This window comes from Shimia sp. SK013, assembly GCF_001292625.1.
In the GTDB taxonomy this organism is placed as follows: Bacteria; Pseudomonadota; Alphaproteobacteria; order Rhodobacterales; family Rhodobacteraceae; genus Shimia.
In genome coordinates this window covers 427,262-453,466 of sequence record NZ_LAJH01000009.1, presented here as the reverse complement: position 1 = coordinate 453,466, position 26,205 = coordinate 427,262, and the positions used below count along the sequence as shown (strand labels likewise).

At 56.8% G+C, this 26,205-nt stretch carries 28 protein-coding genes; 14 read left to right on the top strand and 14 right to left on the bottom strand.

All coding sequences use genetic code 11. The features are described from left to right. Positions 1–119 precede the first annotated feature (119 nt). Both SHIM_RS04715 and SHIM_RS04710 read left to right on the top strand, forming a co-directional pair. On the top strand, positions 120–827 hold the full coding sequence (locus SHIM_RS04715; RefSeq protein ID WP_054001443.1) for an MgtC/SapB family protein: 708 nt from the start codon (positions 120–122) through the stop codon (positions 825–827). Between the two features lie 137 nt (positions 828–964). Beyond that, complete coding sequence (locus SHIM_RS04710) at positions 965–2,509, top strand: trimethylamine methyltransferase family protein (protein WP_054001442.1); 1,545 nt, start codon at positions 965–967, stop codon at positions 2,507–2,509. A gap of 18 nt (positions 2,510–2,527) precedes the next feature. Here the strand turns inward: SHIM_RS04710 and SHIM_RS04705 are convergent, their stop codons facing one another. Next, the gene (locus tag SHIM_RS04705; RefSeq protein ID WP_054001981.1) at positions 2,528–2,821 is read right to left on the bottom strand and encodes a DUF6477 family protein; all 294 of its coding nucleotides are present in this window, start codon (positions 2,819–2,821) and stop codon (positions 2,528–2,530) included. Here SHIM_RS04705 and SHIM_RS20325 point away from each other — a divergent pair. Further along, a complete protein-coding gene (locus SHIM_RS20325; RefSeq protein ID WP_193749856.1) occupies positions 2,816–3,052 on the top strand; it encodes a hypothetical protein in 237 nt (78 codons plus the stop codon). The two genes, SHIM_RS04705 and SHIM_RS20325, sit on opposite strands and share 6 nt — an antisense overlap. Before the next feature lie 11 nt (positions 3,053–3,063). After that, a complete protein-coding gene (locus SHIM_RS04695) occupies positions 3,064–4,140 on the top strand; it encodes a DUF6456 domain-containing protein (RefSeq protein ID WP_054001440.1) in 1,077 nt (358 codons plus the stop codon). A gap of 48 nt (positions 4,141–4,188) precedes the next feature. Here SHIM_RS04695 and SHIM_RS04690 read toward each other — a convergent pair whose 3' ends face one another. Beyond that, positions 4,189–4,953 (bottom strand): hypothetical protein, encoded by a 765-nt coding sequence (locus tag SHIM_RS04690; protein ID WP_054001439.1) that lies wholly within the window; start codon positions 4,951–4,953, stop codon positions 4,189–4,191. A 174-nt stretch (positions 4,954–5,127) separates the two neighbouring features. Beyond that, on the bottom strand, positions 5,128–5,676 hold the full coding sequence (locus SHIM_RS04685; RefSeq protein ID WP_054001980.1) for a peroxiredoxin: 549 nt from the start codon (positions 5,674–5,676) through the stop codon (positions 5,128–5,130). A gap of 209 nt (positions 5,677–5,885) precedes the next feature. Between SHIM_RS04685 and lipA the strand changes: the two genes are divergently transcribed. After that, entirely contained in the window at positions 5,886–6,839 is a 954-nt protein-coding gene (gene lipA, locus SHIM_RS04680) for a lipoyl synthase (protein ID WP_054001438.1), read from the top strand. A gap of 64 nt (positions 6,840–6,903) precedes the next feature. On the opposite strand, the gene SHIM_RS04675 is transcribed toward lipA, so the two are convergent. Together SHIM_RS04675 and SHIM_RS04670 are read right to left on the bottom strand one after the other, a co-directional pair. After that, positions 6,904–7,782 carry a c-type cytochrome gene (locus SHIM_RS04675; protein ID WP_054001437.1) on the bottom strand — a complete coding sequence of 293 codons (879 nt, stop codon included), beginning with the start codon at positions 7,780–7,782 and terminating at the stop codon, positions 6,904–6,906. A 70-nt stretch (positions 7,783–7,852) separates the two neighbouring features. Next, positions 7,853–8,320 carry a c-type cytochrome gene (locus SHIM_RS04670; protein ID WP_054001436.1) on the bottom strand — a complete coding sequence of 156 codons (468 nt, stop codon included), beginning with the start codon at positions 8,318–8,320 and terminating at the stop codon, positions 7,853–7,855. Between the two features lie 108 nt (positions 8,321–8,428). On the opposite strand from SHIM_RS04670, the gene SHIM_RS04665 reads away from it, so the two are divergent. Further along, positions 8,429–9,286 carry a LysR family transcriptional regulator gene (locus SHIM_RS04665; protein ID WP_054001435.1) on the top strand — a complete coding sequence of 286 codons (858 nt, stop codon included), beginning with the start codon at positions 8,429–8,431 and terminating at the stop codon, positions 9,284–9,286. On the opposite strand, the gene SHIM_RS04660 is transcribed toward SHIM_RS04665, so the two are convergent. Further along, positions 9,283–9,471 carry a hypothetical protein gene (locus SHIM_RS04660; RefSeq protein WP_062946299.1) on the bottom strand — a complete coding sequence of 63 codons (189 nt, stop codon included), beginning with the start codon at positions 9,469–9,471 and terminating at the stop codon, positions 9,283–9,285. The two genes, SHIM_RS04665 and SHIM_RS04660, sit on opposite strands and share 4 nt — an antisense overlap. Beyond that, positions 9,468–10,007, bottom strand: coding sequence for a hypoxanthine phosphoribosyltransferase (gene hpt, locus SHIM_RS04655; RefSeq protein WP_054001434.1), 540 nt, complete (start codon positions 10,005–10,007; stop codon positions 9,468–9,470). Before hpt ends, SHIM_RS04660 begins: the two co-directional genes overlap by 4 nt. Positions 10,008–10,106: 99 nt before the next feature. Between hpt and SHIM_RS04650 the strand changes: the two genes are divergently transcribed. After that, positions 10,107–10,550 carry a type II toxin-antitoxin system RatA family toxin gene (locus SHIM_RS04650; RefSeq protein WP_054001433.1) on the top strand — a complete coding sequence of 148 codons (444 nt, stop codon included), beginning with the start codon at positions 10,107–10,109 and terminating at the stop codon, positions 10,548–10,550. Between the two features lie 17 nt (positions 10,551–10,567). Beyond that, on the top strand, positions 10,568–11,860 hold the full coding sequence (locus tag SHIM_RS04645; protein WP_054001432.1) for an MmgE/PrpD family protein: 1,293 nt from the start codon (positions 10,568–10,570) through the stop codon (positions 11,858–11,860). 269 nt (positions 11,861–12,129) lie between these two features. Here SHIM_RS04645 and SHIM_RS04640 read toward each other — a convergent pair whose 3' ends face one another. From SHIM_RS04640 to SHIM_RS04620, 5 genes are all read right to left on the bottom strand, one after another. Next, positions 12,130–12,555, bottom strand: a complete 426-nt coding sequence (locus SHIM_RS04640) for a hypothetical protein (RefSeq protein WP_054001431.1) — start codon at positions 12,553–12,555, stop codon at positions 12,130–12,132. A gap of 344 nt (positions 12,556–12,899) precedes the next feature. Further along, positions 12,900–14,081 (bottom strand): ammonium transporter, encoded by a 1,182-nt coding sequence (locus SHIM_RS04635; protein WP_054001430.1) that lies wholly within the window; start codon positions 14,079–14,081, stop codon positions 12,900–12,902. Positions 14,082–14,240: 159 nt separating this feature from the next. Continuing rightward, positions 14,241–14,711 (bottom strand): CinA family protein, encoded by a 471-nt coding sequence (locus SHIM_RS04630; protein WP_054001979.1) that lies wholly within the window; start codon positions 14,709–14,711, stop codon positions 14,241–14,243. A gap of 2 nt (positions 14,712–14,713) precedes the next feature. Further along, complete coding sequence (locus SHIM_RS04625; RefSeq protein ID WP_054001429.1) at positions 14,714–15,202, bottom strand: phosphatidylglycerophosphatase A family protein; 489 nt, start codon at positions 15,200–15,202, stop codon at positions 14,714–14,716. Further along, positions 15,199–16,344, bottom strand: a complete 1,146-nt coding sequence (locus tag SHIM_RS04620; RefSeq protein WP_054001428.1) for a bifunctional 2-C-methyl-D-erythritol 4-phosphate cytidylyltransferase/2-C-methyl-D-erythritol 2,4-cyclodiphosphate synthase — start codon at positions 16,342–16,344, stop codon at positions 15,199–15,201. The genes SHIM_RS04625 and SHIM_RS04620 overlap by 4 nt, the downstream gene beginning before the upstream one ends. Positions 16,345–16,503: 159 nt before the next feature. Here SHIM_RS04620 and dusB point away from each other — a divergent pair, with 159 nt between their 5' ends. The 5 genes from dusB (at position 16,504) to ntrX (ending at position 23,754) form a co-directional block, all read left to right on the top strand. Next, complete coding sequence (dusB, locus tag SHIM_RS04615) at positions 16,504–17,514, top strand: tRNA dihydrouridine synthase DusB (protein WP_054001427.1); 1,011 nt, start codon at positions 16,504–16,506, stop codon at positions 17,512–17,514. After that, positions 17,511–18,596 carry a two-component system sensor histidine kinase NtrB gene (locus SHIM_RS04610; protein ID WP_054001426.1) on the top strand — a complete coding sequence of 362 codons (1,086 nt, stop codon included), beginning with the start codon at positions 17,511–17,513 and terminating at the stop codon, positions 18,594–18,596. The genes dusB and SHIM_RS04610 overlap by 4 nt, the downstream gene beginning before the upstream one ends. Then, the gene (locus SHIM_RS04605) at positions 18,596–19,960 is read left to right on the top strand and encodes a response regulator (protein WP_054001425.1); all 1,365 of its coding nucleotides are present in this window, start codon (positions 18,596–18,598) and stop codon (positions 19,958–19,960) included. The genes SHIM_RS04610 and SHIM_RS04605 overlap by 1 nt, the downstream gene beginning before the upstream one ends. Positions 19,961–20,059: 99 nt before the next feature. Continuing rightward, positions 20,060–22,327 (top strand): sensor histidine kinase NtrY-like, encoded by a 2,268-nt coding sequence (locus tag SHIM_RS04600; protein ID WP_054001424.1) that lies wholly within the window; start codon positions 20,060–20,062, stop codon positions 22,325–22,327. Then, positions 22,324–23,754 carry a nitrogen assimilation response regulator NtrX gene (ntrX, locus tag SHIM_RS04595; protein WP_054001423.1) on the top strand — a complete coding sequence of 477 codons (1,431 nt, stop codon included), beginning with the start codon at positions 22,324–22,326 and terminating at the stop codon, positions 23,752–23,754. Before SHIM_RS04600 ends, ntrX begins: the two co-directional genes overlap by 4 nt. A gap of 34 nt (positions 23,755–23,788) precedes the next feature. On the opposite strand, the gene SHIM_RS04590 is transcribed toward ntrX, so the two are convergent. After that, on the bottom strand, positions 23,789–24,220 hold the full coding sequence (locus SHIM_RS04590) for a hypothetical protein (protein ID WP_054001422.1): 432 nt from the start codon (positions 24,218–24,220) through the stop codon (positions 23,789–23,791). Between the two features lie 13 nt (positions 24,221–24,233). Continuing rightward, entirely contained in the window at positions 24,234–24,707 is a 474-nt protein-coding gene (locus SHIM_RS04585; protein ID WP_054001421.1) for a hypothetical protein, read from the bottom strand. A gap of 121 nt (positions 24,708–24,828) precedes the next feature. Between SHIM_RS04585 and trkA the strand changes: the two genes are divergently transcribed. Continuing rightward, positions 24,829–26,205, top strand: coding sequence for a Trk system potassium transporter TrkA (gene trkA / locus SHIM_RS04580; RefSeq protein WP_054001978.1), 1,377 nt, complete (start codon positions 24,829–24,831; stop codon positions 26,203–26,205).

Here is a 26,205-nt window from a genome sequence, read left to right as displayed (position 1 = left end):
TCTGTGTGTGGGGCACAGATTTGTCGCCTTTTTTGACCGATTGGTCGTGTTTGCGGGGTCTGACGTGGCGCGTCGAGGTCAGAAGTGTCGTAAAGCAATTGTATATTTAAGGTATATACATGAATCTCTGGATATCGACCGACCTGACGAACGGTGCTCTGAATTTATTGTTGGCGTTGACCTGTGGTGCGTTGATTGGATCGGAGCGGCAAGTGCGGCAACGCATGGCCGGGCTGCGTACAAATGCGCTCGTGGCTTTGGGTGCTGCGAGTTACGTCGTGTTTTCTTCGCTGTACCCGAACGAAGTCAGCCCGACCCGTGTGGCTGCGCAGGTTGTGTCCGGTATCGGTTTTCTAGGTGCCGGAATCATCTTTCGGCAGGGGTTTACGGTTCATGGGCTTAACACGGCCGCTACGTTGTGGTGTTCGGCGGCGGTTGGGCTGATGGCAGGTGCCGGGCATCCGGGGTTTGCAGCGATCGCAACCGCGATGGTGGTGTTTGTCAATCTGGGGCTGCGGCCCTTGGTGACATGGTTGAAACGCAAAACCCGGGCCGGTTTGCCGCTCAATCAGGAATATGAGGTTCAGCTTACCTATGCGCCGAAGGAAGAAGAGGTTGTGCGGGCGCTGGCTATCGGGGCGTTGACGCAGATGGGCGTTCTGATCACCACCATCGAACGGCGGGAAAGGGATGCAGAGAAAGCGGTTTTGGGGATCCTTCTTACCATTGAGGAGCGCAGCGAGGTGCAGTTGGCGCAGCTGCTGGCGCCATTGATGTTGGATGGACGCGTTTCAAAAGTTGCCTGGGACGCCAGCGACGGGGGCTAAATTCCCAAAAGCGACGATTGTCGGGGGGTATGTCGCAATCTTGCGTCAAAGGCCGCTAATGCGCCGCGGCAAGGTCGCAAGGCGGGCTACACCTTCAAAGAGATTGTGACCAAGACAACGCTTTGGAAGGACCAACCATGGCAGAAGCAGCAACCCGTAGACGGGGTGGCGGAGGTGCAGCGCGGCGCGCGGCACGGACCGGTGTGAAAATCGAGACTGCAAAGTTCATCGAGCGCAACATACCGCTTTACGAAATCCTCAATGACGAGGCTTTGGACATCATCGAAGCCAACGCCGAGACCTTGCTGGAAGAGGTTGGTGTTAACTTTGTGAACAACAAAGCCGCTCTGGATCGCTGGAAAGAGGCCGGAGCCACAGTGGATTATGAGGCGGAGCGCGTGCGTATCCCGCGTGGACTTGCACGTGAGTTGTGCAAGACGGCGCCGTCCAAGATTGTTCAGCATGCCCGGAACCCTGAAAAAACCGTGGAAATTGGTGGAAACACGTTGGTGTGCGCGCCAGTTTACGGCCCGCCGTTTGTGCGTGATGCCGAAGGTGGTCGCCGCTATGCGACGATGGACGATTTCCAGAAGTTCGTGAAACTGGGGTATATGTCCAAGTGGTTGCATCATTCGGGTGGCACGGTGTGTGAACCGACAGATGTGGCCGTGAACAAGCGCCACCTTGATATGTTGTTGGCGCATATGACTCTGAGCGACAAGCCGTTCATGGGGTCGGTGACCGAACCAAGCCGCGCGCAGGATAGCGTGGACATGTGCGAAATCCTGTTCGGTAAGGAGTTCGTGCAGGAAAACACGGTGATGACCTCGCTGATAAACATCAACTCGCCAATGACGTTTGATGACGTGATGATGGGTGCGTTGGAGGTTTACGCCAAAAACAACCAGGCCTGTATTGTGTCACCGTTCATAGTGGGCGGCGCGATGGCGCCGGTCTCGGTGGCGGGAACATTGACGCAAGTGATGGCCGAAGTTCTGGCAGGCATCGCTTATAGCCAGTTGATCCGGTCTGGCGCGCCAGTGATATTTGGGGCCTTTGTGACGTCGATCGACATGAATTCTGGGGCGCCGACATTTGGCACGCCGGAAGCCAGCCAGATCCTTTATGGTGCCGGTCAGTTGGCGCGGCGTCTTGGCTTGCCCTTCCGTTCGGGTGGTGGGCTATGCGGGTCGAAGTTGCCCGACGCGCAGGCCGCATATGAGACCGCACATACCCACAATGCGGCCTTGATGGGCGGCGTGAATTTTATGCTGCACAGCTGTGGCTGGCTAGAAGGTGGGCTGGTGTCGAGCTTTGAAAAGTTCGTGATGGATGCTGACCAGTTGGGCACGTTGCACAAGATGGCTCAAGGCATCAGTTATGATGAGGCCGCACAAGCGATGGACGCGGTCCGCGAAGTGGGGCCGGGCGGTCATTATCTTGGCTGTGCGCACACGCAGGAACACTTCAAAGAAGCGTTCTGGCGGTCCGAATTGCTGGATTATAAGCCGTTTGAAACCTGGTCAGATGAAGGCGCGCGCGATACGCAGGCCTTGGCCTCGGCACGGGTTGCCACGTTGTTGGCAGCATATGAGCAGCCGCCGCTGGATCCGGAAATCGAAGCCCGGTTGCGCGCTTATGTGGAGCAGAAAAAGGCGTCTATGCCAGACGCCTTTGTGTGACGCGGGTCCGCTGCTGCACTAGCCCTGTGGTTGGGTCATGCGCAACAATCGCGCCTCAGCCATAAGAGCAATCAAGACATCGACATGGGCCACCAGCGAATAGCCGGTGGCCTTTTGTGTGCGCGCAACATTGAGCGCGGACTCTTTGTCAATCAGACGCAAAACCGCAGCCCCATGTTTGGGTAGTTTTCCGGGGCCGAGGTGTCGGTACAAATGGGCCTCTCGTCGGTAAGCGTCACATCCGGCGCGCGCAGCGCGGACCAAGAGGCGTGGGCGTTTCAATCCGTCGAGTATTGAAAAAATGTCGTGCATGGAATCGGCCTCATTTTGTTTGGCGTCGGCAACAAAGCACAACCAATGAGGGTGTTGCGCGTCTGCAAAATCTACGTACGCGTGATTTTCCAAGCGTTTAACCTTGAGCAACAGGCTTCTTGCGACCCGGTTTTGCCACTGGGTGCCCGCCTGACAAGTCCAAATATGTTGATAAATTTGGGGACAAGGCTGGGGGAAACAATGGCAATATTTTTGACCATTTTTCAGTAAGGAGTTTGTTTATGCGTTTTGATTTGCCTCGTTCCAGTGGTCTGCCGGCTTGGGTGCCGCAAAGTGTTGCGCGCTATGTGGCGCATACAGAACACGGCCTGTCTATCCGCGAACTGGCGCGGCGCGACGGGTGTCATGCGTCAACCGTTTTGCGCCAGATCCGAAAGTTGGAAACCATGCGCGATGACCCGATGATTGACGCGGCATTGGAGCGTTTTCGGGCCTCAAGCCTTGCGGGAAAAGGGCGTAAAACCAAAGCGTTGACTATTGGGGCTCAAGTTATGCCCGAGGCCGCGACTTTGCAGCGAGAGGCGCGGCGTATATTGGCGCGCCTGTGTGAAACCGGAGCCGTTCTTGCGGTGGCAGAGGGCATGGAGAACGCGGTTGTTGTGCGTGATATGTCCCAAGGCGAGACACTGCGCACGGCAACTGTGGCGCAAGGGGTCGCGCAGGCTATGGCCTTGAAAGATTGGATTCAGAGCAGCGGTCAGGGCAAAGTGAGGCGCTATTCTATCACAGCCGGTGGGCGTGCTGCGCTGAACAGGATGTTGGCCGATGAAGCCAACATTGCTCAGGGCTTTGCCGAGGCACAGGACACCTTTGCACCAAGCGGCGCGCTGCAACCCTCGGTGACCGGCACGCGCCCCGTGAGGTTTACTGCAGCAGAAAGCCCGCTGGTGGCTTTGTCGCGGCGTAAAGACAAGGAAGGCGCGCCATTTTTGGACACGGGGTTGGTCGCCGCAGGGGAGCGGTTGCGAGAGGATTTTGAATTGGCGCAGATGGGGACAGAGCGCACCCAAATGTGGCACGCATTTTTGCGCGACACAGGGCGGGTCGCCTATGCGACAAACGGTACGGATGCGGCAGAGCTGGCCCGCCTGCGGGTGTCGGATGCCCTATGTGATTTGGGCGACGGGCTGGCCGACGTTGCGTTGCGTTGTTGTTGCTATCTTGAAGGGCTGGAAACGGTTGAAAAGCAGCTTGGATGGTCGGCGCGCTCGGCAAAAATTGTACTGCGGATTGCGTTGGGACGGCTGCGGGATCACCATGCCGATCGGGCTGGCGGTAGCGGCGATTATATCGGGTAGTTTTCCCACAGGCGCCGAATTGGCAGAAACCTGCAGGCCGCATTTGTGTCAGAACTTGAATACAGCGCCGATTCTGGGGCCGTGAGTGACCGTGTCATACGTGAAGTGAGATGGCGTGCCTGCCACGCCACTTTCGAAGTCAACGCCTTGGGCCCGATAGCCGATTTCCAAAGCAAATTTTTCATTTGCATACCATGTTACGCCTACCAAGGCGGTCCAGGCAAAGTCTGAAGCGATGCCAAATCCGCCAATGTCGCCCTGAAGGTTGAGGGCCCAATCGCTGTTGGGAAGCTGTTTTTCAAAGCGGATACCGATGTGCGGGTCCACCCAGTTGTCGCCCATCGAGACGTTGGCACTTGTTGCTCCGAGTGTTGCTGCCACGTCGATGTCTGTGTCCCACCAGCGGACACCACCGTAAACGTCGACCAAGGTGTCGGGGGTGTCGACAACACGGCGGAAGAGCGTCGCCGTAAGGACGCCTTGAAAAATATCAGCGTCAGCGGTCCCGAGGCCGCCGGCAAAGGTTCCGCTGTCGCTGAGGTCCATAAAACCGTAGTCGAAGTTGAAACCCCAACCGTTGGCGTTGTATCCCTCGAAATATCCCATGAAACCTAAATCAAGACGCTCGATGATGTCCGCAGGATTCACGCTCAGCCCGACATCGGTCAACCGGCCCAGCGAGGATGTGCCGTCAATGCTTGGTGCAAGTACGTAGGGAGCTAACTTCCAACTCCAATTGTTTTCTGCCAGCACAGCAGACGGAAGGATGGTCGCAGACATCAATGTCGCATAGATCCATTGGGAATTTCTCATGAGTCACTCCTCGGCAAAATCTTGTGAGGATGATAGCGCGCCGAAGCTGTGTCGGGGGAAGTTTTTTCAAGCGTGCGTGGAAAACAGTAGGCACGTAACACACAAACAAACGCCCGCTGCTGAATTTGCAACGGGCGTTTAAGGAATCCAGTGCCGCGTTATGGCGATAATGCCTTAAGCGGCGGTCTCGACGTTGGCCGCTTCAAGATACTTCAGAAGTGTCTCTGGCGAGCTCTCGCCATAGGGATCTTCGCCAAAGTTATCATCAAGGCCGGGCTCTTCGAACCACGCCTCAACAACGCCGTTGTTGATGATCGCGGCATAGCGCCAGGACCGCAGGCCAAAACCGAGGTTGTCTTTGCGCACGAGCATACCAACCTTGCGGGTGAATTCGCCGGAACCGTCCGGGATGACGTCGACGTTTTTGACGTCTTGGGCTTCGGCCCATTTGTTCATCACGAAGCTGTCGTTGACGGACATGCAGTAGATAGAGTCGATGCCAAGTTCCTGAAAACGTGCGAAGTTATCCTCAAATCCAGGCAGTTGATACGTCGAGCAGGTTGGGGTGAAGGCGCCGGGCAGCGAGAAGAGAACAACGCGCTTGCCTTTGAAGTAATCGTCGCTGGTCATGTCCTGCCAACGGAACGGGTTGGGGCCACCAACGGCCTCGTCGCGGACACGGGTTTTGAAGATAACATTTGGGAGCTTTGCGCCAACTTGCATCGGTATTTCCTTGGTAGTGGGTTGCTTTGCGCCCGATCTATATTGATTCCAAATTAGCGTGCAATGCTGCATTTGCATCATGCGATGCTGCGACTGAATATGCACAAAATTTGATCGGAATGCATAGCTGGGTTGCAGCTCTGGCCCTAGCGGGTCAGGTGCACTATGCTATGCAGTCAAGAACTATAATTTACCCTGGGGAAACGACCTTGCGTGATCTGAAAGTGCCTGAGCAGCGGCATCCGGAAAAAGCCCACCGCCCGGACAATGCCCAGCCGAGAAAACCCAAATGGATTCGCGTGAAAGCGCCAACGGGTGAGGGGTATAACGCCACCAAAAAGATCATGCGTGAAAACAAGCTGGTCACAGTGTGCGAAGAGGCGGGGTGTCCGAACGCTGGCGAATGCTGGAGCCAAGGGCACGCGACCATGATGATCATGGGTGAGGTGTGCACGCGCGCCTGTTCATTCTGTAACATTGCGACGGGCAAGCCGCCAGAAGCATTGGATGCGTTTGAACCCGGCCGCGTTGCGGATGCGGTGGCAAAGCTGGGGCTGAACCATGTTGTGGTGACCTCGGTAGACCGTGATGACATCGAGGATGGTGGTGCAGAGCATTTCGCGCAGACCATCCGCGCGATACGGCACCGCAGTCCGGGAACAACAATCGAGATTTTGACACCAGACTTTTTGCGCTGTGATCCCAAGGTGTTGGAGGTCATAATTGAAGCACGGCCAGATGTGTTTAATCACAACCTGGAGACCGTTCCAGGGCTTTATCCTGAGGTGCGGGCCGGTGCGCGGTATTTCCACAGCTTGCGGCTTTTGCAGCGGGTCAAGGAAATGGATCCGACGATGTTCACAAAATCCGGCATCATGGTTGGTCTGGGAGAAGATAAGTTGGCGGTGACGCAAGTCATGGATGACATGCGCGCAGCCGACATCGATTTTCTGACCATCGGTCAGTATTTGCAGCCAACGCCAAAGCACCACGCGGTGGATCGGTTTGTGACGCCTGAAGAATTTGAGAGCTATGAAAAAGCGGCCTATGGCAAAGGCTTTTTGATGGTTTCTGCAACGCCACTTACACGGTCGTCGTATCACGCGGGTGACGATTTTGCCCGTCTGCGCACCGCGCGTGAAGCGCAGCTGAACAAGGCGTAAAGTATAGCCGGTAACGTTGAAAAAGGCCGCTCTTTCGGGCGGCCTTTTGTTTTTTATCAAGCGCTTAAGGCAGAGCCTTAAGATAGGCCGTTACAGCCTCTCGATCTTCGGGTGTCAGGCGTGCGAGGTTTTCCACCACATGCGCCATATGTCCACCTGCGCTGTCGAAATCCGGGGTAAACCCAGTTTCAAAGTAATAGGTCAGATCGGCGTCAGACCATGATAGTTCGGCGGGGGTGATGTTGGGGATCGTGCCCTTGCCGGACGGATCGGGCGCGCCCGTAAGCCAAGCCGATTGATCCATGGCGCCAAGTACGTTGCGGGGTGTGTGGCATTCGCCGCAATGGCCCATTGCCTCGACAATATAGCGACCACGTTCAAGTTGCTCGGTACTTGCGGGCATGATCCAGTTATCGTTCAGATAGAGCCATTTCCACCCACCGACGCTGCGCCGAATGTTGAACGGGAAGCCAACCTCGTGCGGTTGGCTGGGCGTGACGCTCGCGGGCAAGGTCGCAAGAAAGGCGTGCAGGTTGACCACGTCTTGCGGCTGCATCCGTATGTAGGACGCGTAGGGAAAGGCGGGATAGTAATGCTGTCCCTCTGGCGAGACACCGCGCAGCATGGCGTTGGCGAGGTCGGTTGCGGTCCAGCCGCCGATCCCGTGTTTTGGGTCAGGCGAGATGTTGGGAGCAACAAATGTTCCAAAGTCAGACGGGAATTTTTGACCACCTGCGAGCAAAGGAGTGTCTGAGGCTTCAGCCCCGGGTGCCGTGTGGCAGGACGCGCAGCCCGAGGCGTGAAACACGGCTTCGCCAAGGGTCGCGTCGGCTGTAAGGCCCTCAAGGGTATCGGCCTGCAAAGTGTCGGCGCGGGTGATCCAGAGGAAGACGGCGCCGCCGAAAAAAGCGAGCGCACAAAAAGACATCAAAAAGCGTTTCATGAAGCCACCTTAGCACAAAAAAGACCGGCAGCCGAGAGCCGCCGGTCTAAAGAAATTCGAGTTAGTCTAATCAGTTGGCCGGTTCGCGATAGGCTTTGTGGCATGCACCACACGCGCCACCAACTGCACCAATCGCGCCACGCAGTGCGGCGAGATCTGTGCCAGCCGCGGCTTTCATGGCCACTGCGGCCTCGCCAAGCGCCATGCCTTTGGCTTGAACGTCTGGGAAGTTGGACCACATGTCCGCCTTGGCACGGGTTTTGTCGTTGGACGCACTGTCAGAGCCCTGTGGCCAGAACGCGCCGGGGTGCAGCATGGTGACAGCGGCAAGATTGTCGGCGGCTGCAGATGCGGCTGCGGCGTCATAGTCGACGTCGCCTTTGGCCATCGCGCCCAGTGTGCCAAGCGAGAAGGCGTAAAGCTGCATTTGTGCCTGACGGGCCTTGATGGCGCTGTCGATGTGGTCATCTGCGAATGCGGTAGCACCGACAAGGGTCAAAACCGCGGTGAGAGTGGTCAGGGCAAAAGTGCGTTTCATAAGGCTACTCCTGAAATGTGGGATGTTGGCAATCATATCTTCAAGAAAACTCTATCTGTGAAAAAATCGAATACCATTTGTAATTTTTGCAGGGTATATATGCGATTTATGCACAGTGAGAATTGGGACGACTTGAGATTTGTTCTGGCGGTGGCGGAAAACGGCACCGTCAGCGGCGCGGCGCGTCAACTGGGGGTGAACCACGCCACGGTTTTGCGCCGGGTGGCGGCATATGAGACACGCTTTGGTGTGGCGATTTTTGACCGCACGGCAAAGGGTTACACGGTGCGGCCTGAACGCCTTCGTATGATCGAAGCTGCGCGAGAGGCAGAAAACGCGGTCCAGTCGGTGGCGCGGATGTTGCAAGGCGAGCAAGCGCCGGTGATGGGGTCGGTACGGGTGTCGAGCACGGATTCGCTGTGCCAATTTGTGCTGCCTGAAATCGTCGGCACGCTTCACAAGGACGTGAGCGGGCTGCGAATTGCGCTGATGAGCACCAACGCCCGCAGTGATTTCAGCCGCGCGCAGGCCGACATTGCGGTGCGCCCGACGGATGAGTTGGGCGAGGACATGGTGGGCGATGTTGGCGCGCAGCTTGGGTTTGGCGTGTATGCAACGCAGGAGACTCAGGCGGATTGGTTGGGCATGGCGGGGCCATTGACGCGGTCTTTGGGCGCGCGTTGGATGGCGGAGCGTGTGGCACCTGAGCAGATTGTCAGCGCGGCGGACAGCTTTGTGGTTTTGACCTATATGGCGGGAATGGGGCTTGGCAGGGCGGTGATCCCCTGTGTGCTGGGCGATGCGGATGTGAGGCTGAAAAGGCTGGATGACGGCGGGTTGCCGTCAGCACCGATCTGGGTGGCAAACCATGTGGATATGGCAGGTGTTAGCCGGATCGAGGCGACGCGGCGCTATCTACTGGAGGGGCTCGACGGGATGAAAGAGAGGTTGTTGGGGCGCGTTTAGGGCGTGGTCTTGATCCGAACCTTGGTGGCGTTCAGGTCTGGCAGTATGTCATCGAGACCAAAGAGTTTCTCGATGCCGGCAATTGCGAGACAGATGGCGATCACGCAAAACACCAGGATAACCCGCTTTTTGGATGGCGGACGCCGCACCCACATCGCCATCTTCATAAAATGGCGCGGGTTCATTCCGTAAAGCGCACCTTGCCGATGAAGGGCAGGTTGCGGTTGCGTTGGGCAAAGTCGATGCCATAGCCGACCACAAATTCATCCGGAATGGAAAAACCGATCCAGTCGGCGGCAATGTCAGCCTCGCGGCGGGAGGGTTTGTCCAGCAACGCGATGGTTTTGATTTTGGCCGGGTTTCGCGCAGTCAGAAGGTGCATCACATGGGTCAGGGTGTGGCCGGTGTCGACAATGTCTTCGACGACAAGAACGTCGCGGCCTTCAATCTCGCCGCGCAAGTCTTTGAGAATACGCACTTCCCGGCTGCTTTCCATGGCGTTGCCATAAGAGCTGGCCTCAAGAAAATCGACTTCGACTGGCAGATCGAGTTCGCGCACCAGATCGGCGATGAACACGAAAGAGCCGCGCAAAAGGCCAACAACCACAAGCTTGTCGGTGCCTTCGTATTCGCGTTCGATCTCGGAACTGAGGCCCTCGATACGCGCCGCAATCGACTTGGCTGAGATCATTTGATCGATGACATATGGACGCTCTGACATGAGACCCTCTTGATTTACCCGGTGTCGCGCAGCTATGTGCGCGGGCAGGACAGTGCATAGCGACCCAGTTTGGCGCTGTCACGACGAAAATGGAACGACATGCCGACGCACTCTGAAACTCGCACGCTGCCGTATTCGGCACAGCAAATGTATGATCTTGTGGCAGACGTCGCGGCCTATCCGCAATTTTTGCCATGGTGTTCTGCCGCACGTATTCGGTCGCGGACGCCGCGAGGCGCCTCGGAGGAGATGCTGGCGGACCTTGTGATTTCCTTCAAAGTGTTCCGCGAGCGGTTTGGCAGTCGCGTGGTATTGCTCCCGGATAGCAAACACATAGACACTGAATATCTGGACGGGCCGTTCAAATACATGAAGTCGACGTGGGATTTTGCGGATGTGGACGGGGGCGTTGAGGTGAAGTTCTTTGTGGACTTCGAGTTCAAGAACATCATCCTGCAAAAGGCGATAGGTCTGGTGTTTTACGAAGCCATGAACCGGATTGTTGGCGCCTTTGAGACGCGGGCAAAAGCGCTTTACAGCTGAGCACAAGGAGAAAGACCATGATCACCGAGAAACTGGCGGCGTTCGTGGCGGATTTTCCGGCAGAGGCGGTTCCTGAAGACACAAAACACATGCTGCGCTTGTCGATGCTGGACTGGGCGGCGTGCGGCATCGCGGGCGTAGGTGAACCCGTTGCGCAAGCGTGCCACGCTTTGGCAGTGGAAGAAGGCGGTGCTGCGCAGGCCAGTTTGTTTGGCGGAGGCCAAGCGCCAGCGCGGACGGCCGCATTGGTAAATGGCGCGACCAGCCACGCGCTTGATTATGACGATACGCATTTTGCGCACATTGGCCATCCAAGTGTTGCTGTGTTTCCGGCGGCCTTGGCTGTGGCGGAACGGGAGGATGCGGACGGAGTGGCCATGCAACAGGCCGCTCTGTTGGGGATCGAAGTTAGCATCCGCGTTGGTGTCTGGTTGGGACGCGACCATTATCAACACGGCTTTCACCAAACCGGCACGGCCGGAGCGTTTGGCGCGGCTGCGGCTGCGGCGCGGTTGTTGGGATTTAGCACGGCACAGGTGGCGGCGACGTTTGGATTGGTGGCCACACGCGCCAGCGGACTGAAGGCGCAGTTCGGGACGATGGGCAAACCGTTTAATGCGGGCATTGCCGCGAGTAACGGGGTTGAAGCCGCGCTTTTGGTTGCCAATGGTTTGGCCGGCAATCCGCATGGGCTTGAGGCCGCACAAGGGTTTGGGCCAACGCATCGCGGCGTTGCTGACCTGTCCGCGCTTAACGGGCTGGGCGAGGCTTGGTTGATGGACAGCATCAGCCACAAGTTTCATGCCTGTTGCCACGGGCTGCATGCCACTCTGGAGGCGCTTGGTGGGATGAACCGGCCAGCGGCAGAGGATGTCGCGTCGGTTGAAGTCACGACGCATCCGCGCTGGATGTCAGTGTGCAACCAGCCGGCGCCGACCGAAGGCTTGGGCGCGAAGTTTTCTTATCGCGTGGTGGTGGCGATGGCTTTTCTGGGGCACGACACGGCGGCTTTGGCGAGCTATTCAGATGCACTTTGTGCGGATGCCGATGTGATTGCGGTGCGCGATCGGGTGGCATTGGCGGAAGACCCTACGCTGAGCGAAATGCAGGCGCGTGTGCGTGTGACATTGAACGATGGAACCTGTCTGGACGCGTTCCACGATCTGGATGCGCCGGTTTTGCTTATGGACCGTGAGGATCGGCTGCACGCAAAGGCTGTGGCCTTGGTCGGAGCGGAGCGGCAACAGGCGCTTTGGGAGATGATTTGCGCGGCTGAGATGTCGACGCGGATCGGCGCCGTGCTGCGCTGATCGCAGAGGAGATGTGCATAATAAAGTAGAGTATGTCTGCAAACACCGTTTGCAACAGGAGGCCGGTCATTCGCTGCGGTGAAGGCTTAAGTCGGCAGTGGTGGGACAATGCTGCCGCTCGCCTTTTTGGGATCAAGGATCCGCAGGCAGCCCAAAGCAGAAGTAGCAATTGTTTGCTGCTTCAGTTTAAGCGGACATTGGCGGAAATTGAATGGGCGTCTGCGATGCGGGGCAGAGCTGAAAATCGATTGAAAATTGAAAAGGCGGTGTTATCGGATGGCGACGTTAAGCAGCTCATCTATAGACTTTGCCTTTCTTTCCATCGCCCTCAACATCTCACTCTCGGACCGAAACAAACCTACTTTTAGGTTTGCGACCTCAATTTGCACACGTCTGAAGTGCTCCTGAGCCAAGTCGAAACCAAGATCTGTTGGAGCGAAAACGAAGTGCGACGTTTGTTCTGCAATTATCTCGTAATACGCGATCGATCTCGACGTTTCCGCTCCCAAACTCTCAAAATCTAAATCCGTGCCTTCGACCCCTGAGAGGTCGGTCAATTCTAGCATCCCTGGCGAAAAATCAGGGTGTTCAAGCGTGTTGAACGTAGCTTGCTCTAGTTCGCAGGTCTCCACAAAGCCCCAAAACTTAGTGTAAACCAAGTTCAACTCTTTATGCACCGACACTTGAAAGCTCATCTGAAGATGGAATGTTTAGCGCAGCAATAAGTCAACCGCTAAATGTATGTTATGTGCGACAACGCAGTGACAAGCCACTTTGCGCTCTTCGCTGTCGTTTGACACACTTGCCAACTTGGTCCGTTATCGGGCGCTGTCGTTAACTTTGCAAACCCCACTTCCTGCGCTTTGCTAGCATTGATGAAGAGCGCAGCATTTTGCAGAGTTGGGCTCAAAATGAGAGTTCGCCTCCTAGAGCCCATTGTCTGTTTCCAAATCGCCGTGTCCAAGACCAAATGCGGGCATCACCAAAAAGAAAAGGGGCGACCCGAAGGCCGCCCCAGTTGGAGTGTCGTTCCAGTATCTTATGAGGCGATGTCGTAGGCGCGTTCGCCGTGCACCGCGAGATCAAGGCCGTTGACTTCGGTTTCCTCATCCACACGCAGAGGCGTGATCAGGCCGACCAGTTTTACCAGCACGAAAGTCACGACCACAGTGAAGACGCCAACGATGGCGAGGCCGCCAAGTTGGGCAACCCAAGCGCCCTGACCGAAGACCGCGATCATGAGTGTGCCGAAGATGCCGCCGACGCCGTGCACTGCAAAAACGTCAAGCGTGTCGTCGATGTTGAATTTGTTGCGTATGAGGTTCACAGCTTCCTGACACAGGATACCCGCGATGGCACCGATGAGTAGTGCCTCAACCGGGCCTACAAAACCCGACGCAGGGGTGATCGAGGCAAGACCAGCGATCGTGCCTGTGACCAGACCAACCAGAGAAGCTTTGCCGTATTTGATGCGTTCCCACAAAGCCCATGTCAGAGACGCGGTGGCGGCCGAAATGTGGGTCACTGTGAGCGCCATGGCTGCGCCGCCATCTGCTGCGAGTTGCGAGCCGCCGTTAAAGCCAAACCAGCCAACCCAAAGCATGGCAGCACCAATCATCACCATCCAAGGCGCGTGCGGCGGCGTTGTGCGGTGTTTGCGGGCGCCGAGCATCACAGCCAGCACCAGAGCAGCAAGACCTGCGGTTTCGTGCACCACAATGCCACCGGCAAAGTCACGCACGCCGATTTCACCAAAGATGCCGCCGTCGGCCAACATGCCGCCGCCCCAGATCCAATGCACCACAGGCGCGTAGCACAAGAGCATCCAGAGGCCGGAGAACAACAACACAAAGCCAAAACCGATACGTTCAACATAGGCGCCGACAATAAGTGCAGGCGTGATGATCGCGAAAGTCATCTGAAAGGCAAAGAACAGTACTTCGGGCAGGGTGCCCGACAAGCTGTCAGCGGTGACGCCTGAGAGGAACATTTTGCCAAGGCCGCCCCAGTAGCCCGATCCGCCGCCGCCAAAAGCGATGGAATAGCCAAATGCCAACCAAAGAATGCTCATTAAACAGGCAATGGCGTAGGTTTGCATGAAGACGCTGAGCACATTTCTTGCCCGTACAAGGCCGCCGTAAAACAGCGCCAGCCCCGGCAGTGTCATGAACAGGACCAAGGCTGTCGCCACTATGATCCATGCGGTATCCGCTCCGTTCATATTTATTCCCTCTTATTCCGTAAGTGATGGTTTTCAGCCAAAGAGCCGAAAAGCTGCTCAGAACAAAGGCGCAAGTGTGAAGGGTGCGCCTCAAACATGGGCGTTTTGCAATGTGATTAAAAAATGGGCGAGAAGGAGTGCTTGATGATTATTTTGACATCAACTTTCTAAGGCGGCTTTACACAGCAGCGCCATCGCATGATTCCGAGCGGCCTCGCGCACTTGCCTGCGACCCAAAGCGCCAAACTCCACGGTTTCAGTGGTGCAGGTTCGGCCGATTGCGAGGCCAAAGCATACGCGGCCTTCGGGTTTGAACTCTGATCCGCCGGGGCCTGCAATGCCTGTGACCGACACCACCAGTTGGGCATCGGAGTTCACCAGCGCCCCAAGAGCCATTTCTCGGGCGACGTCCTCGGAGACCGCCCCAACCGCCGAAAGCGTCGCTTCGCGCACGCCAAGCATCTCGGTTTTGGCGAGGTTGGTATAGGTGACAAAGCCACGCTCAAACACGTCGGAGCTGCCGGCGACTTCTGTCAGCGCGGCTGCGACCATGCCTGCGGTGCAGCTTTCGGCAGTTGCGATGCGCAGGCCGGCTTTTCGGCAGGCCTCAAGGAGTGCGGCGACGTCCACCACTACATAAAGGCCGCGTGCCAGGCATAGCCCAACAGGCCGACGCAAATCATTGCAAACAAACCGGCGAACACGTCATCAAGCATTATGCCAAGGCTGTTGTGGAGGCGATCTGCCCAGCCAACAAGGCTTGGCTTGGTAATATCAAAGAGGCGGAACAGGACAAATGCGGCGATCAGGCCGGGCCATAGTTTCCAGATGGGAACGCCAGCGTGCTGTGCGCCAAGGCTTACAATCCAAAGGGCGAGCCATTGGCCGACCAACTCGTCGATGATGATTTCGGAGGGGTCTTCGGTCGGGCGGGCAGCTACTTGATCCGCAGTGGCCCACCAACCGATAAAGAACATGGCGAGTGTGCCAACGACAAGCGCATAAAACCCGCCAATCATGTGAATAAAAACGGCAAGAGGCACAGCGGCGGCTGAGCCTAACGTGCCGGGCATGGAACTGAGGAAACCGAGACCCAGCATCGTCGCAATCATTTTGCTCATTTTGTCACCAATGTTGCGGTCGCGATGGCTGCGATGCCTTCTTCCCGACCTGTGAAACCCAGTGTTTCGCTGGTTGTGGCCTTGATGGAAATGCGGTTTTCCTCAAGCGTCATAATTTCCGCCATCCGCGCGATCATCGCGGGCGCATGTGGACCGATTTTTGGCCTCTCGCAAATCAGAGTACAGTCAATATTGGCGATTTTGTAGCCCATATCGGCGGCCAGTTGCACCGCATGTTCAAGGAAAATGCGGCTATCGGCACCTTTCCATTTCATGTCGCTAGGCGGGAAGTGGCGGCCGATGTCACCTTGCGCCAGCGCGCCGTAGATGGCGTCGGTGACCGCGTGCATCCCAACGTCGGCATCGCTGTGACCCTTGAGAGCTTTGTCGTGAGGAATGCGCGCGCCACATAATATCACATGGTCACCTTGCTCAAAGGCGTGCACGTCAAAGCCATTTCCCAAGCGTATATCCATAGGGCCTCTCAGGTGTTGTTCCAGCCGATCAAAGTCGTCAGCAGTGGTGATTTTCAGATTGGTTTCGCGGCCTTCAGTGATGGTCACGTCAATCCCTGCGGCGCGTGCGATTTCCACGTCGTCTGCGGCCCCGCCGACATGTGCGCGGTGGGCTGCGAGAATTGATTTGAAGTCAAAGCCTTGCGGGGTCTGAGCGCGAAAGAGGCCTTCGCGGTTTTGCGTGCCTGACACCGCGCCTTCGTCGCCTTGCCACAAGGCGTCGGTGACGGGAAGCGCAGGGGCGGCGCCTGTCGCGCCGTTTTGTAGCGCCTTGATAACGCACGTAATGGTGTGCGGGTCAATTCCGGCGCGGGCCACGTCGTGTATCAGGACGTGTGTTGTGTCGCTCTGCGCCAGTGCTTCCAGCCCATTGCGCACCGAGGCATCACGGGTCGCGCCGCCGGAAACATGTTTGCCCGGCAACGACCTGCCAAGCGCAAGGTCGTCAGGGTGCAGAACCAGAACAATCTCGTCAACGTCTGGATGGCGGTCAAAGGCCGCCAAGGTCCAGTCGATCACGCGTTTTCCCGCGAGAGGGCGCCATTGTTTGGGCGCGCCCGGACCAGCGCGCGTTCCGCGCCCTGCGGCAACGATCACCGCCGCCGTTTTTTGAAGAGAGTTGGTCATGCACTCTGTCTAAATCCTGCAACGCCGAGAGGCAATCGACCCCTTGGGTGTGATTAAAAATTAGGCAAATGCGTAAAACTGTACCTTTTTGAGCTACATATCGATTGAGGGCATGAAGAGACTCGGATACCTAGACCTCAATGCACAAGGATTAAGCAAGTGACCGTTCAAGTCGCACATCTGACGTTAGACCCGCCGGTTTTTCTGGCGCCGCTCGCGGGCATCACGGATCGCCCGTTCCGCGATTTGGTGTCGCGGTTTGGCGCAGGTCTTGTGGTGAGCGAGATGGTCGCAAGTCAGGAAATGGTACAGGCAAAGCCCGGTGTGCGGGAGCGCGCGGAACTTGGGTTCGGCGAGGCGACCACATCGGTACAACTGGCCGGACGTGAGGCCCACTGGATGGCCGAAGCCGCGCGACAGGTTGAAGCAAGTGGTGCGACGCTGATCGACATCAACATGGGCTGTCCGGCGAAGAAGGTGACCAGCGCCAGCGGTGCAGGGGCCAGCGGGTCGGCTTTGATGAAAGACATCGACCATGCGTTGACGCTGATTGAGGCGGTTGTGGGCGCGGTGGATATTCCGGTGACGCTAAAGACCCGGCTGGGGTGGGATGGCGACATGCTGAATGCGCCTGAGCTTGCAAAGCGGGCGGAGGACGCGGGCGTTCAGATGATTACCATCCACGGGCGCACACGCTGCCAGTTTTACAAAGGTCACGCCGACTGGGCCGCAATTGCGGCCGTCAAAGATGTGGTGTCGGTTCCAGTGATCGCAAACGGCGACATTACCAACAGCGCGGAAGCGCGTGCAGCAATTGAGGCGTCAGGTGCGGATGGCGTGATGGTGGGGCGCGGGGCACAAGGCAAGCCGTGGGTATTGGCACAGATCGCAGCAGAGCTGCTTGATGCACCTGCGCCAGTTGTGCCCACCGGCGCGGCGCTTTGTGATGTGGTGCAGGGGCACTATGAGGCGATGTTGTCATTTTACGGCGCCGATTTGGGGCTTCGGGTGGCGCGCAAACATTTGGGCTGGTTCATGGACGGCGTCGGTACGGGATCTGTAGTGCGTCGGCAGGTCTTGACCAGTCGCGACGCGGCCGAGGTGCTGGCATTGCTGCCGGACGCGCTCGCAGGTCAAAACAACAAAAATACCAAAGAAGAGGCCGCATGAGCACCGACAACCCGATATGGAATTCAATGCCGGTCCCTGCGTTGTTGGTGGATCGCCACGACAATATCCTTAACCTCAATCCCGCAGCCGAGACGTTTCTGAACGCATCTACAAAGGCGATGGCAGGTCAGCCAATTTGGGACAAGGTAATGATCGACGCGCCTCTGGAAGATGCGTTTCGACGCGCGCGTGTTCATGGCACACCTTTGTTTGTGAATGACGCGGACGTTGGCACCGGCGAGGGACCGCCTGTGCAATGCAATCTGCAAATTGCGCCGCTGACGGAATCTGACGGCGAGATGCTGTTTATGATTTCTTCGCGGGAATTGGCCGGGCGCTTGACCCGCAGCCACGGCGTGAAGTCTTCGGCTAAATCGGCAATTGGCATGGCGGAAATGCTGGCCCATGAGATTAAAAACCCGCTGGCGGGCATCACCGGTGCCGCGCAGTTGCTTTCCATGAACCTCAGCCAGGAAGATCTCGAACTTACGGATCTGATTGTTGAGGAAAGCCGCAGGATTGTGAAATTGCTCGAGCAAGTCGAGCAATTTGGGAACCTGTCACTTCCTGCGCAGAAACCTGTCAACATTCACGACGTTCTGGATCGTGCGCGGCGGTCTGCTTTGTTGGGCTTTGGCGCACACATGGCCATCATAGAGGACTACGATCCGTCGCTGCCACCGGCAGCTGGTGATGCGGACCAGTTGGTTCAGGTGGTGCTGAACCTTCTGAAGAACGCCTCGGAAGCTGCTGACAAAAAAGGTGTAATCAGGATCAAGACCTACTACGAACACAGTTTTCGGTTGCGGCGGGCAGATGGCGGTGGCCGCCTGTTGCCTCTGCAAGTGGAAATCATCGACGACGGTCCCGGATTGCCGCAGGACATTCAGGGGGACATTTTTGACCCCTTTGTGTCTGGGCGCGAAAACGGCACCGGATTGGGGCTGGCACTGGTCAGTAAAATCATCTCGGACCACGGCGGTATGATCTCTGTGGACAGCGTGCCCGGGCGCACGGTCTTCAAACTTTCTTTGCCGCGTGCCGGTAAGGACACAATAGCAAAATATGAGGAGAGCCACTGATGGATGGCACGGTTCTGGTCGCGGATGATGACCGCACGATCCGCACGGTTTTGACGCAAGCTTTGACGCGGGCTGGGTGCAAAGTGCACGCAACTTCGTCGCTGACCACCCTGATGCGCTGGGTCGCAGAGGGCAAAGGCGACGTGGTGATCACGGATGTAGTCATGCCGGACGGCAATGGCCTTGAGATGTTGCCCAAGATTGCTGAGGACCGACCCGGTTTGCCGGTGATTGTGATTTCCGCACAAAATACGATCATGACCGCCATTCAGGCGGCTGAAGCGGAAGCCTATGATTACCTGCCCAAGCCGTTTGATCTGCCAGATCTGATGAAGCGCACAGGGAAGGCATTGGAGTTGAAACGGCGCGCACCTACAGAGCCGCAGGGTGACAAAGACCGTCCGGATGAATTGCCGCTGGTTGGGCGCACTCCGGCGATGCAGGCGCTGTATCGGCTGGTTGCGCGCGTGATGAATACGGATCTTCCCGTGTTGATTTCCGGTGAAAGCGGAACGGGCAAGTCGTTGATTGCGAGAGAAATTCATGACTTTTCTGACCGTAGATCGTTGCCTTTTGTGGTGGCAAACGCATCGGAACTGGTGGACCTGGAGGGCCCTGCGCGGGTCTTGGCCAAGGCCAAAGGCGGCACCATTCTGATTGATGAAATCGGAGATATCGACGACGAAATTCAGGCGCGGATTGTGCGCATGATTGACGCGCCGGGTGAACAAAACCCGCGGTTCATGGCAACCAGCCAGATTGACCTTCAGCAGGCCATGGAAAAGGGCCGTGTGCGGCAAGACCTGTATTACCGATTGAATGGGGCAACCGTGCATGTGCCCAGCCTTCGCGAACGGGTGGACGACATTCCTTTGCTGGTGGACCATTTTCTAAATCGGACAGAGCGCGACGGCGCGGCGACGCGTGTTTTCTCGGAAGACGCAATTGAAATGTTCAGGGCCTATAGTTGGCCGGGCAATGTGCGCCAGCTTGAGAATGCGGTTCGGCGTTTGGTGCTTACCGCGCAAAGCGAAGAGATTTCGCGAACCGAAGCCGAAATGGTGCTGGGTGCGCAGCCTCAGGTGGGTCCGCTTTTGGGTGGCGAGGATACCGAGAAATTGTCGGCATCGGTTGCGCGGCATTTGCGACGCTATTTTGATCTGCACGGTAATATGTTGCCGCCCGCGGGCTTGTATGGGCGTATTCTGCGCGAGATTGAACTGCCATTGATCGAGATCGCTTTGGATGCCACCGGAGGAAATCAGGCAAAATGTGCCGATTTGCTTGGCATCAACCGAAATACCCTGCGAAAAAAGATAACCGATCTGGATATTCACGTGACACGCAGACGCAAGTTGATGTAAATAGGCCACATAACCGTGATGTTTTGGCCGCAGGTCATTGATCACACATAATATGGCGGTGTGTTGCTTCGTCGACACTATATCAATTGAGGTCGTCGGGTGTTTAGCCGGACTGAAACCACGCGGTGGGTTAGATTTCAACGTTTGCGGCGCCTAAGGCGTGTCCAGAATGTCGCAACGTTGGCGTTGGTTGTTTTGGGACCAGCTTTGGCCCTGAGTACGTTTTTAGCGATGGGCCCATTTGCGTTGGGTGCTTCGTCAGGAGCGTTGCGCTCAATCTTGTTGGCAGATTTGGTCTACGTGCTGGTCGTGGCGGCGTTGGTGTTGCGCCGCGTTGCCAGTGTGATCTCGTCGCGGCGGGCAAAATCGGCCGGATCACGGTTGCACCTGCGCCTTACGGGTGCGTTTGCGGTGCTTGCGCTTGTGCCGGCGGTGACCGTGGCGGTCTTTGCAGGTCTCACCGTAAATATCGGTCTGGAAGGCTGGTTCAGCGACCGGGTGCGTCAGGTGATTGGCAATTCCGTTGCGGCTGCGCAGGCTTATGAAGCGGAACATGTGATCGACCTTGAGGCGGATGCGCAGGCCCTGGCGGAGTTTCTGGACGAAAATCGCAGGCGCACTTTCGTGATGGATGAAGGCGACCTGAGGGTGGTTTTGACCAATGGGCAGAGCCAGATCCAGCGTGGTTTAAGTGAAGCGTATGTCATTGATGGGACTGGGGAAATCCGTGCACGCGGAGAACGGTCTTATTTGTTTGGCTATGACGAACCAGATCGTGAAACATTTCAGGCAGCGGCCAACACCGGATTGGAAATCGTTCGTGATCTGGAAAACGGGGAGTTGCGGGCCTTGGTCCGTCTTGATGCTTTTACCGACCTGTTTCTTTATGTGAGCCGCGAAGTAGATGCCGAGATTTTCCATCTGCTAGACGAAACGCGGGAAACCGCGAAGCTTTACGAGCAATTGGAGAGCGAGCGCGGGCGGGTTCTGTTTGAATTTGGCCTCATTTATATTGGATTTGCGTTGATCCTGATTTTAGCGGCCATTTGGATGGGCATGTGGTTTGCCGAGCGTTTGTCGCGCCCTGTCGGGCGCCTGACTGGTGCTGCGCAGCGCGTTGGCGCGGGGGATCTGGATGTTCAGGTTCTGGAAGAAGACGGTGATGACGAGATTGCGATGTTGGGTCGGTATTTCAACCAGATGACCAAACAATTGAAAGCGCAGCGCGAAACTCTGCTGGACAGCACGCGTCAGATCGAACGGCGGCGACGGATGTTTGACAGCGTGTTGAGTTCTGTGACGTCAGGGGTTGTTGGTCTGGACGGCGAGGGGCGCGTGGCCTTTGTGAACCGATCGGCACAGCGGCTGCTGGAATGGTCTGATGATCAACAGGACGTGGTTCTGGCGGTTGCGGTTCCTGAGTTTGGGGCGTTGTTGCTAGACCTAAAGGACAGTGGGCGTGAAGTCGCGCAGCAGGAAATAAAGGTCACCCGCAGTGGTCGGTTGGAAAACCTGTTGGTGCGTATGGCGACGCGCCGCCGCGAGGACGGATCGCTCGAAGGATATGTGGTGGCGTTTGATGACGTTACCGATCTGGTGTCGGCTCAACGCATGGCCGCATGGGGTGACGTTGCACGGCGCATTGCGCATGAAATCAAGAACCCGCTGACTCCTATTCAGTTGAGCGCGGAACGGATCAAACGTAAGTTTGCCTCGAAGGTGGGGGAAGATCGTGCCACGCTGGAACAGATGACCGACGTGATTGTGCGCCAAACCAACGATCTGCGGCGCATTGTGGATGAGTTTTCCAAATTTGCCCGTATGCCTGAGCCAGACCGCAAAGATGTGGACCTGACTGAATTGGTTGAGGCTGTGCTGTTGTTGCAGGAGACGGGTCAACCAGACGTGACTTTCCGCAACGATATTCCTGATGCGGCGGTGATTGTGGAACTTGACGACACCATGATCACGCAGGCGTTGACCAACTTGATCAAAAACGCCGGTGAAGCCATTGAAAGTCTACAGGAAAAAGACCCTGGACTGGTGGTGACGCCGGAGATTCACGTGGCATTTTCAGTGGATAGCGACGCGGCAGTGATCACGATAGCGGATAACGGGATCGGCTTGCCAGCCGATCGCGCGCGGTTGTTTGAGCCTTACGTGACAACACGAGACAAAGGCACGGGCCTGGGCTTGCCGATTGTTAAGAAGATCATCGAAGAACACGGCGGCCAGCTTGAATTGCTGGATGCGCCGGAATTTGAGCAAAATTCCCACGCAGGCGCGATGGCGAAGATCACTTTGCCGATCCGCAAGACCGGATCTAATGCGGGTAAAGATAAGAAGAAAGGTGAGTTGGCAGTATGAGTGACATTCTGATTGTGGACGACGAGCGCGATATTCGCGAGTTGATTTCCGACATTCTGGAAGACGAGGGTTTTACGACGCGCAAGGCCGGAAACTCCGACGACGCAATGAAAGCTGTTAATGAGATGCAGCCGGCGCTGATGATCCTCGATATCTGGCTCAAGGACAGCAATATGGATGGCATCGACATCCTGAAGGCGGTCAAACATGATTATCCTGAGGTGCCTGTGGTGATCATTTCAGGACACGGCAATATCGAGATTGCCGTCGCAGCGATCAAGCAAGGCGCATACGACTTTATCGAAAAACCTTTCAATATTGACCAACTGATGGTGGTCATCCGGCGCGCAATGGAAACAAGCCGATTGCGACGCGAGAACACCGAGTTGAAACGGCAGGACGGCACACCAGCGGATCTGATTGGCGAAAGCGCGGCCTTTAAGGCGATGGTTGGCCAATTGGACAAGGTCACCCGCTCAAATGGTCGGGTGATGCTGACCGGTCCCGCAGGCGGCGGCAAAGACGTGGCAGCGCGCTATATCCACACCAATTCCAATCGCGCGGCGGCGCCGTTTGTCACGGTTAACTGCGCAGGCATGGAGCCGGACCGGGTGGAAGACATGTTGTTCGGTCGCGAAAGCGCTGAGCGCGGTGTAGACCCTGGATTGCTAGAGCAGGCGAATGGCGGCATCATTTATTTTGATGAGGTGTCGGATATGCCGCTTGCGGCGCAGTCGAAAATTTTACGCGTGCTTGTCGATCAGCAATTTCAACGGGTCGGCGGGTCTGAAAAAGTCAAAGTCGACTTGCGGGTAATATCGTCTACGAACAAGGATTTACAGGCAGAAATCGAGGCGGGCACATTCCGGCAAGAGCTGTTTCACAGGCTGAATGTCGTGCCGATTGCTGTGCCGTCGCTTGAAGAAAGGCGCGAGGATATTCCGGCCTTGGTGTCGCATTTTATCGCGAGCTTTCATGAACAACAGGGGCTGCCTTTGCGGGACTTGAGCGATGACGCGATTGCTTTGATGCAGACAATGGTTTGGCCGGGAAATGTGCGCCAGCTGAAGAATTTGATCGAGAGAGTTCTGATATTGGGCGACTCCAGTGATGCCATTGAGGCCGGTGAATTGCCTGACGAAGGCGGTGCAAGCGAAGAGGAAGGCCGAGTTGTGCTGTCTGGCGCTTTGGCGACTTTGCCGCTGCGTGAGGCGCGTGAGGCGTTTGAGCGTGAGTACCTGTTGACCCAAATCAATCGGTTTGGCGGCAACATCAGCCGCACCGCCAGTTTTGTCGGCATGGAGCGCAGCGCGCTGCACCGCAAACTCAAATCACTGGGTGTGGTCACCTCAAACAAGGCGGGTGCACGGGTCGCGCGCGTGTCTGACGAGGACGACACCGACGAGGACACGCGCCAAGCGATCTGACGGTCGGTGCAGGGCAGCGACAGGCGGTCAGCGCCTAGATTGGCTTGCTTAGGTCGACCAGCACGCGACCGCTATCGGTGCGCAGGCCACAGATGTTGGTCGACAGCGCTGGCAATGTCGAGATCGGGGCGAACGAGCGGCCCGCAATTTGCTCTTCTTTGCAAAATGGGATCGTGGCCCATTCATAGCCGCCCGCGATCATACAACTGCGCGCGCCTTCGCGGCGGCGGGCTTCGTTGATGTCATATTGCTCCACACGGTGGCTGATGACTTGGCCATCACCGTTAAAAACTGGCACCCAATCGGTAACAATTCGAGGTGGGTATCGCGCGGCAGCATCTGAATTGCACGCGCCCTGATCAATGTTGAGCTGAGTGCGGGTGACCCCCGGTTTGTACATCTGGCGAAAGTCCGTGCAGCCAACGACCAGCGTCAATATCAAGCAGGCAAACGCGATACGTTTCATAACGGCAGTCCTTTCAAAGCGGTTTGTTGAGGTCGATCAAAACCGTCGTGCGGTTTTCCGTTCGCACCGCGCAGATGTTGGGAGACCCGCCAGTGGGTGGGCGCGCGACGGTCTGGTATTGTCTTCCGCTCAATTGCTGCGTCGTGCAGATCGGATGCACCACCTGTCGATAGCCCTGAAGGGTCATACAGTCGCTGAGATGTTGGGCTCGTAAGGGTGCGTTGGCGTCTCGGGCCTGAACATAGCTGCCGCCAAAGCCTCCGCCATACCCGCCGGTATAAATGCTGCCATAGCCGCCAAAACCGGGGGTGGATTCGGTAAACACAGCGGCGGGGAACAGGCCGTTGGCCTCTTGTCGGCATTGCGCGAAGGTGCGCGTGGTGGTGTCACCGGATGCACCGGACTTGGAGTAACTGACGTAAGAGGTTGGCGCGCAGGCGCTTAGCGCGACCCCAAAGACCAAAACAGTGCTGATTGATCTCAACATAACGGAACCCCCTGATAACACTCTAAAAGAAAGCCTGAACCATGCGTAAAGGTCAATGGTAGTGTTTGACGCGGCTATTGGCATCTGTCATCTCTTGACGCAAAGCCGACGGGGAAAACTCATGAAGGTCATAATCTGTGGGGCCGGGCAGGTCGGGTGGCAGATCGCCCGCCATTTGTCAGGTGAAAACAACGATGTGACGGTGGTGGACAGCAACCCCGAGCTGGTTCGCCGCGCCACTGATACGCTTGACGTACAAGGCATTGCAGGCTTTGCAAGTTACCCTGAAGTTCTGGATCGGGCCGGCGCGCGCGACGCCGATATGGTGATCGCGGCCACCTATTCGGACGAGGTAAACATGGTCACGTGCCAAGTGGCCCATTCGGTTTTTGCTGTGCCACGCAAGATTGCGCGTCTGCGCAGCCGGTCTTATTTGAGTGCCGTCTATTCAGACCTTTACCGGCGGGATCACATGCCAATTGATGTCGTGATTTCTCCGGAACTTGAGGTGGCTGAAGCGGCTCTTAAGCGATTTAGCGCACCGCGCGCGTTTGACACAGAGATGTTTTTCAAAGGCAAGGCGCAGATGCTTGGCATCCGGCTTGAGGAAGACTGCCCTGTGGTGAACACGCCGCTGCGGCAGCTGACAGATCTGTTTTCGACACTGCGCGCGGTTGTTGTGGGCGTTCGGCGTCATGGCCGCCTGTTTGCCCCGGAACCCGGAGACCAGCTTTTTGTTGGCGATGAGATTTACGTCTTTACCTTTGCCGAGGATGTGGCGCGCACGATGGAGGTCTTTGGCAAGACCCAGAAAAAACAGGATCGTGCAATTATCATCGGCGGTGGCAATGTTGGTCTGATGGTGGCACAGCGCCTGGAAAGTCAAGTCAATCGGGTGCGTACAAAGGTGATTGAGCGCAATCGTGCGACGGCTGAAAAAGCGGCTGAGAAGCTGGAGCGTACAATTGTTTTGAATGGCGACGGTTTGGACGGTGCATTGTTGGCTGAGGCCGGTGTGGAACGCGCTGATGCGGTGCTGGCAGTGACTGACGATGACAAAACCAATATGCTGGCGTCGGTGCGGGCAAAATCGGCGGGGTGTCCGCTGGCCATTGCCTTAATCAACGATCCAACGCTGACTCCCTTGATGCAGCCATTGGACATTGATGCATTCATCAATCCCCGTGCCACAACCGTAAGCTCGATTTTGCGTCATATTCGGCACGGTCGGGTGAAATCAGTCTATTCGGTTGGCGATGCTGAAGCGGAGATCATCGAGGCCGAAGTGCTTTCAACGTCGCCGATTGCTGGTCAACTGTTGCGCGACATTGATTTTCCGGAAGGGGTTTTGATCGGGGCAATCCTTAAAGGAAACGAAGTGCACAAGCCCCGTGGCGGCATACGCATCGAAGAGGGCGATGTGATCGCGGTATTCAGTCTTTCTGCGGATGTTCCTGAAGTCGAGCGGCTCCTTCAGGTGTCGATCGATTTCTTCTGA

Coding starts and splice junctions, on each gene's coding strand:
- SHIM_RS04650 (WP_054001433.1), top strand. CDS start 10,107: ATGCCGACGCACTCTGAAACTCGCACGCTGCCGTATTCGGCACAGCAA.
- SHIM_RS04715 (WP_054001443.1), top strand. CDS start 120: ATGAATCTCTGGATATCGACCGACCTGACGAACGGTGCTCTGAATTTA.
- ntrX (WP_054001423.1), top strand. CDS start 22,324: ATGAGTGACATTCTGATTGTGGACGACGAGCGCGATATTCGCGAGTTG.
- SHIM_RS04665 (WP_054001435.1), top strand. CDS start 8,429: ATGCACAGTGAGAATTGGGACGACTTGAGATTTGTTCTGGCGGTGGCG.
- SHIM_RS04640 (WP_054001431.1), bottom strand. CDS start 12,555: ATGAGCTTTCAAGTGTCGGTGCATAAAGAGTTGAACTTGGTTTACACT.
- SHIM_RS04675 (WP_054001437.1), bottom strand. CDS start 7,782: ATGAAACGCTTTTTGATGTCTTTTTGTGCGCTCGCTTTTTTCGGCGGC.
- SHIM_RS04705 (WP_054001981.1), bottom strand. CDS start 2,821: ATGCACGACATTTTTTCAATACTCGACGGATTGAAACGCCCACGCCTC.
- SHIM_RS04670 (WP_054001436.1), bottom strand. CDS start 8,320: ATGAAACGCACTTTTGCCCTGACCACTCTCACCGCGGTTTTGACCCTT.
- SHIM_RS04625 (WP_054001429.1), bottom strand. CDS start 15,202: ATGAGCAAAATGATTGCGACGATGCTGGGTCTCGGTTTCCTCAGTTCC.
- SHIM_RS04585 (WP_054001421.1), bottom strand. CDS start 24,707: ATGTTGAGATCAATCAGCACTGTTTTGGTCTTTGGGGTCGCGCTAAGC.
- SHIM_RS04660 (WP_062946299.1), bottom strand. CDS start 9,471: ATGAACCCGCGCCATTTTATGAAGATGGCGATGTGGGTGCGGCGTCCG.
- SHIM_RS04635 (WP_054001430.1), bottom strand. CDS start 14,081: ATGAACGGAGCGGATACCGCATGGATCATAGTGGCGACAGCCTTGGTC.
- hpt (WP_054001434.1), bottom strand. CDS start 10,007: ATGTCAGAGCGTCCATATGTCATCGATCAAATGATCTCAGCCAAGTCG.
- SHIM_RS04695 (WP_054001440.1), top strand. CDS start 3,064: ATGCGTTTTGATTTGCCTCGTTCCAGTGGTCTGCCGGCTTGGGTGCCG.
- SHIM_RS04605 (WP_054001425.1), top strand. CDS start 18,596: ATGGATGGCACGGTTCTGGTCGCGGATGATGACCGCACGATCCGCACG.
- SHIM_RS04610 (WP_054001426.1), top strand. CDS start 17,511: ATGAGCACCGACAACCCGATATGGAATTCAATGCCGGTCCCTGCGTTG.
- SHIM_RS04590 (WP_054001422.1), bottom strand. CDS start 24,220: ATGAAACGTATCGCGTTTGCCTGCTTGATATTGACGCTGGTCGTTGGC.
- SHIM_RS04620 (WP_054001428.1), bottom strand. CDS start 16,344: ATGACCAACTCTCTTCAAAAAACGGCGGCGGTGATCGTTGCCGCAGGG.
- trkA (WP_054001978.1), top strand. CDS start 24,829: ATGAAGGTCATAATCTGTGGGGCCGGGCAGGTCGGGTGGCAGATCGCC.
- SHIM_RS04710 (WP_054001442.1), top strand. CDS start 965: ATGGCAGAAGCAGCAACCCGTAGACGGGGTGGCGGAGGTGCAGCGCGG.
- SHIM_RS04645 (WP_054001432.1), top strand. CDS start 10,568: ATGATCACCGAGAAACTGGCGGCGTTCGTGGCGGATTTTCCGGCAGAG.
- SHIM_RS04685 (WP_054001980.1), bottom strand. CDS start 5,676: ATGCAAGTTGGCGCAAAGCTCCCAAATGTTATCTTCAAAACCCGTGTC.
- SHIM_RS04690 (WP_054001439.1), bottom strand. CDS start 4,953: ATGAGAAATTCCCAATGGATCTATGCGACATTGATGTCTGCGACCATC.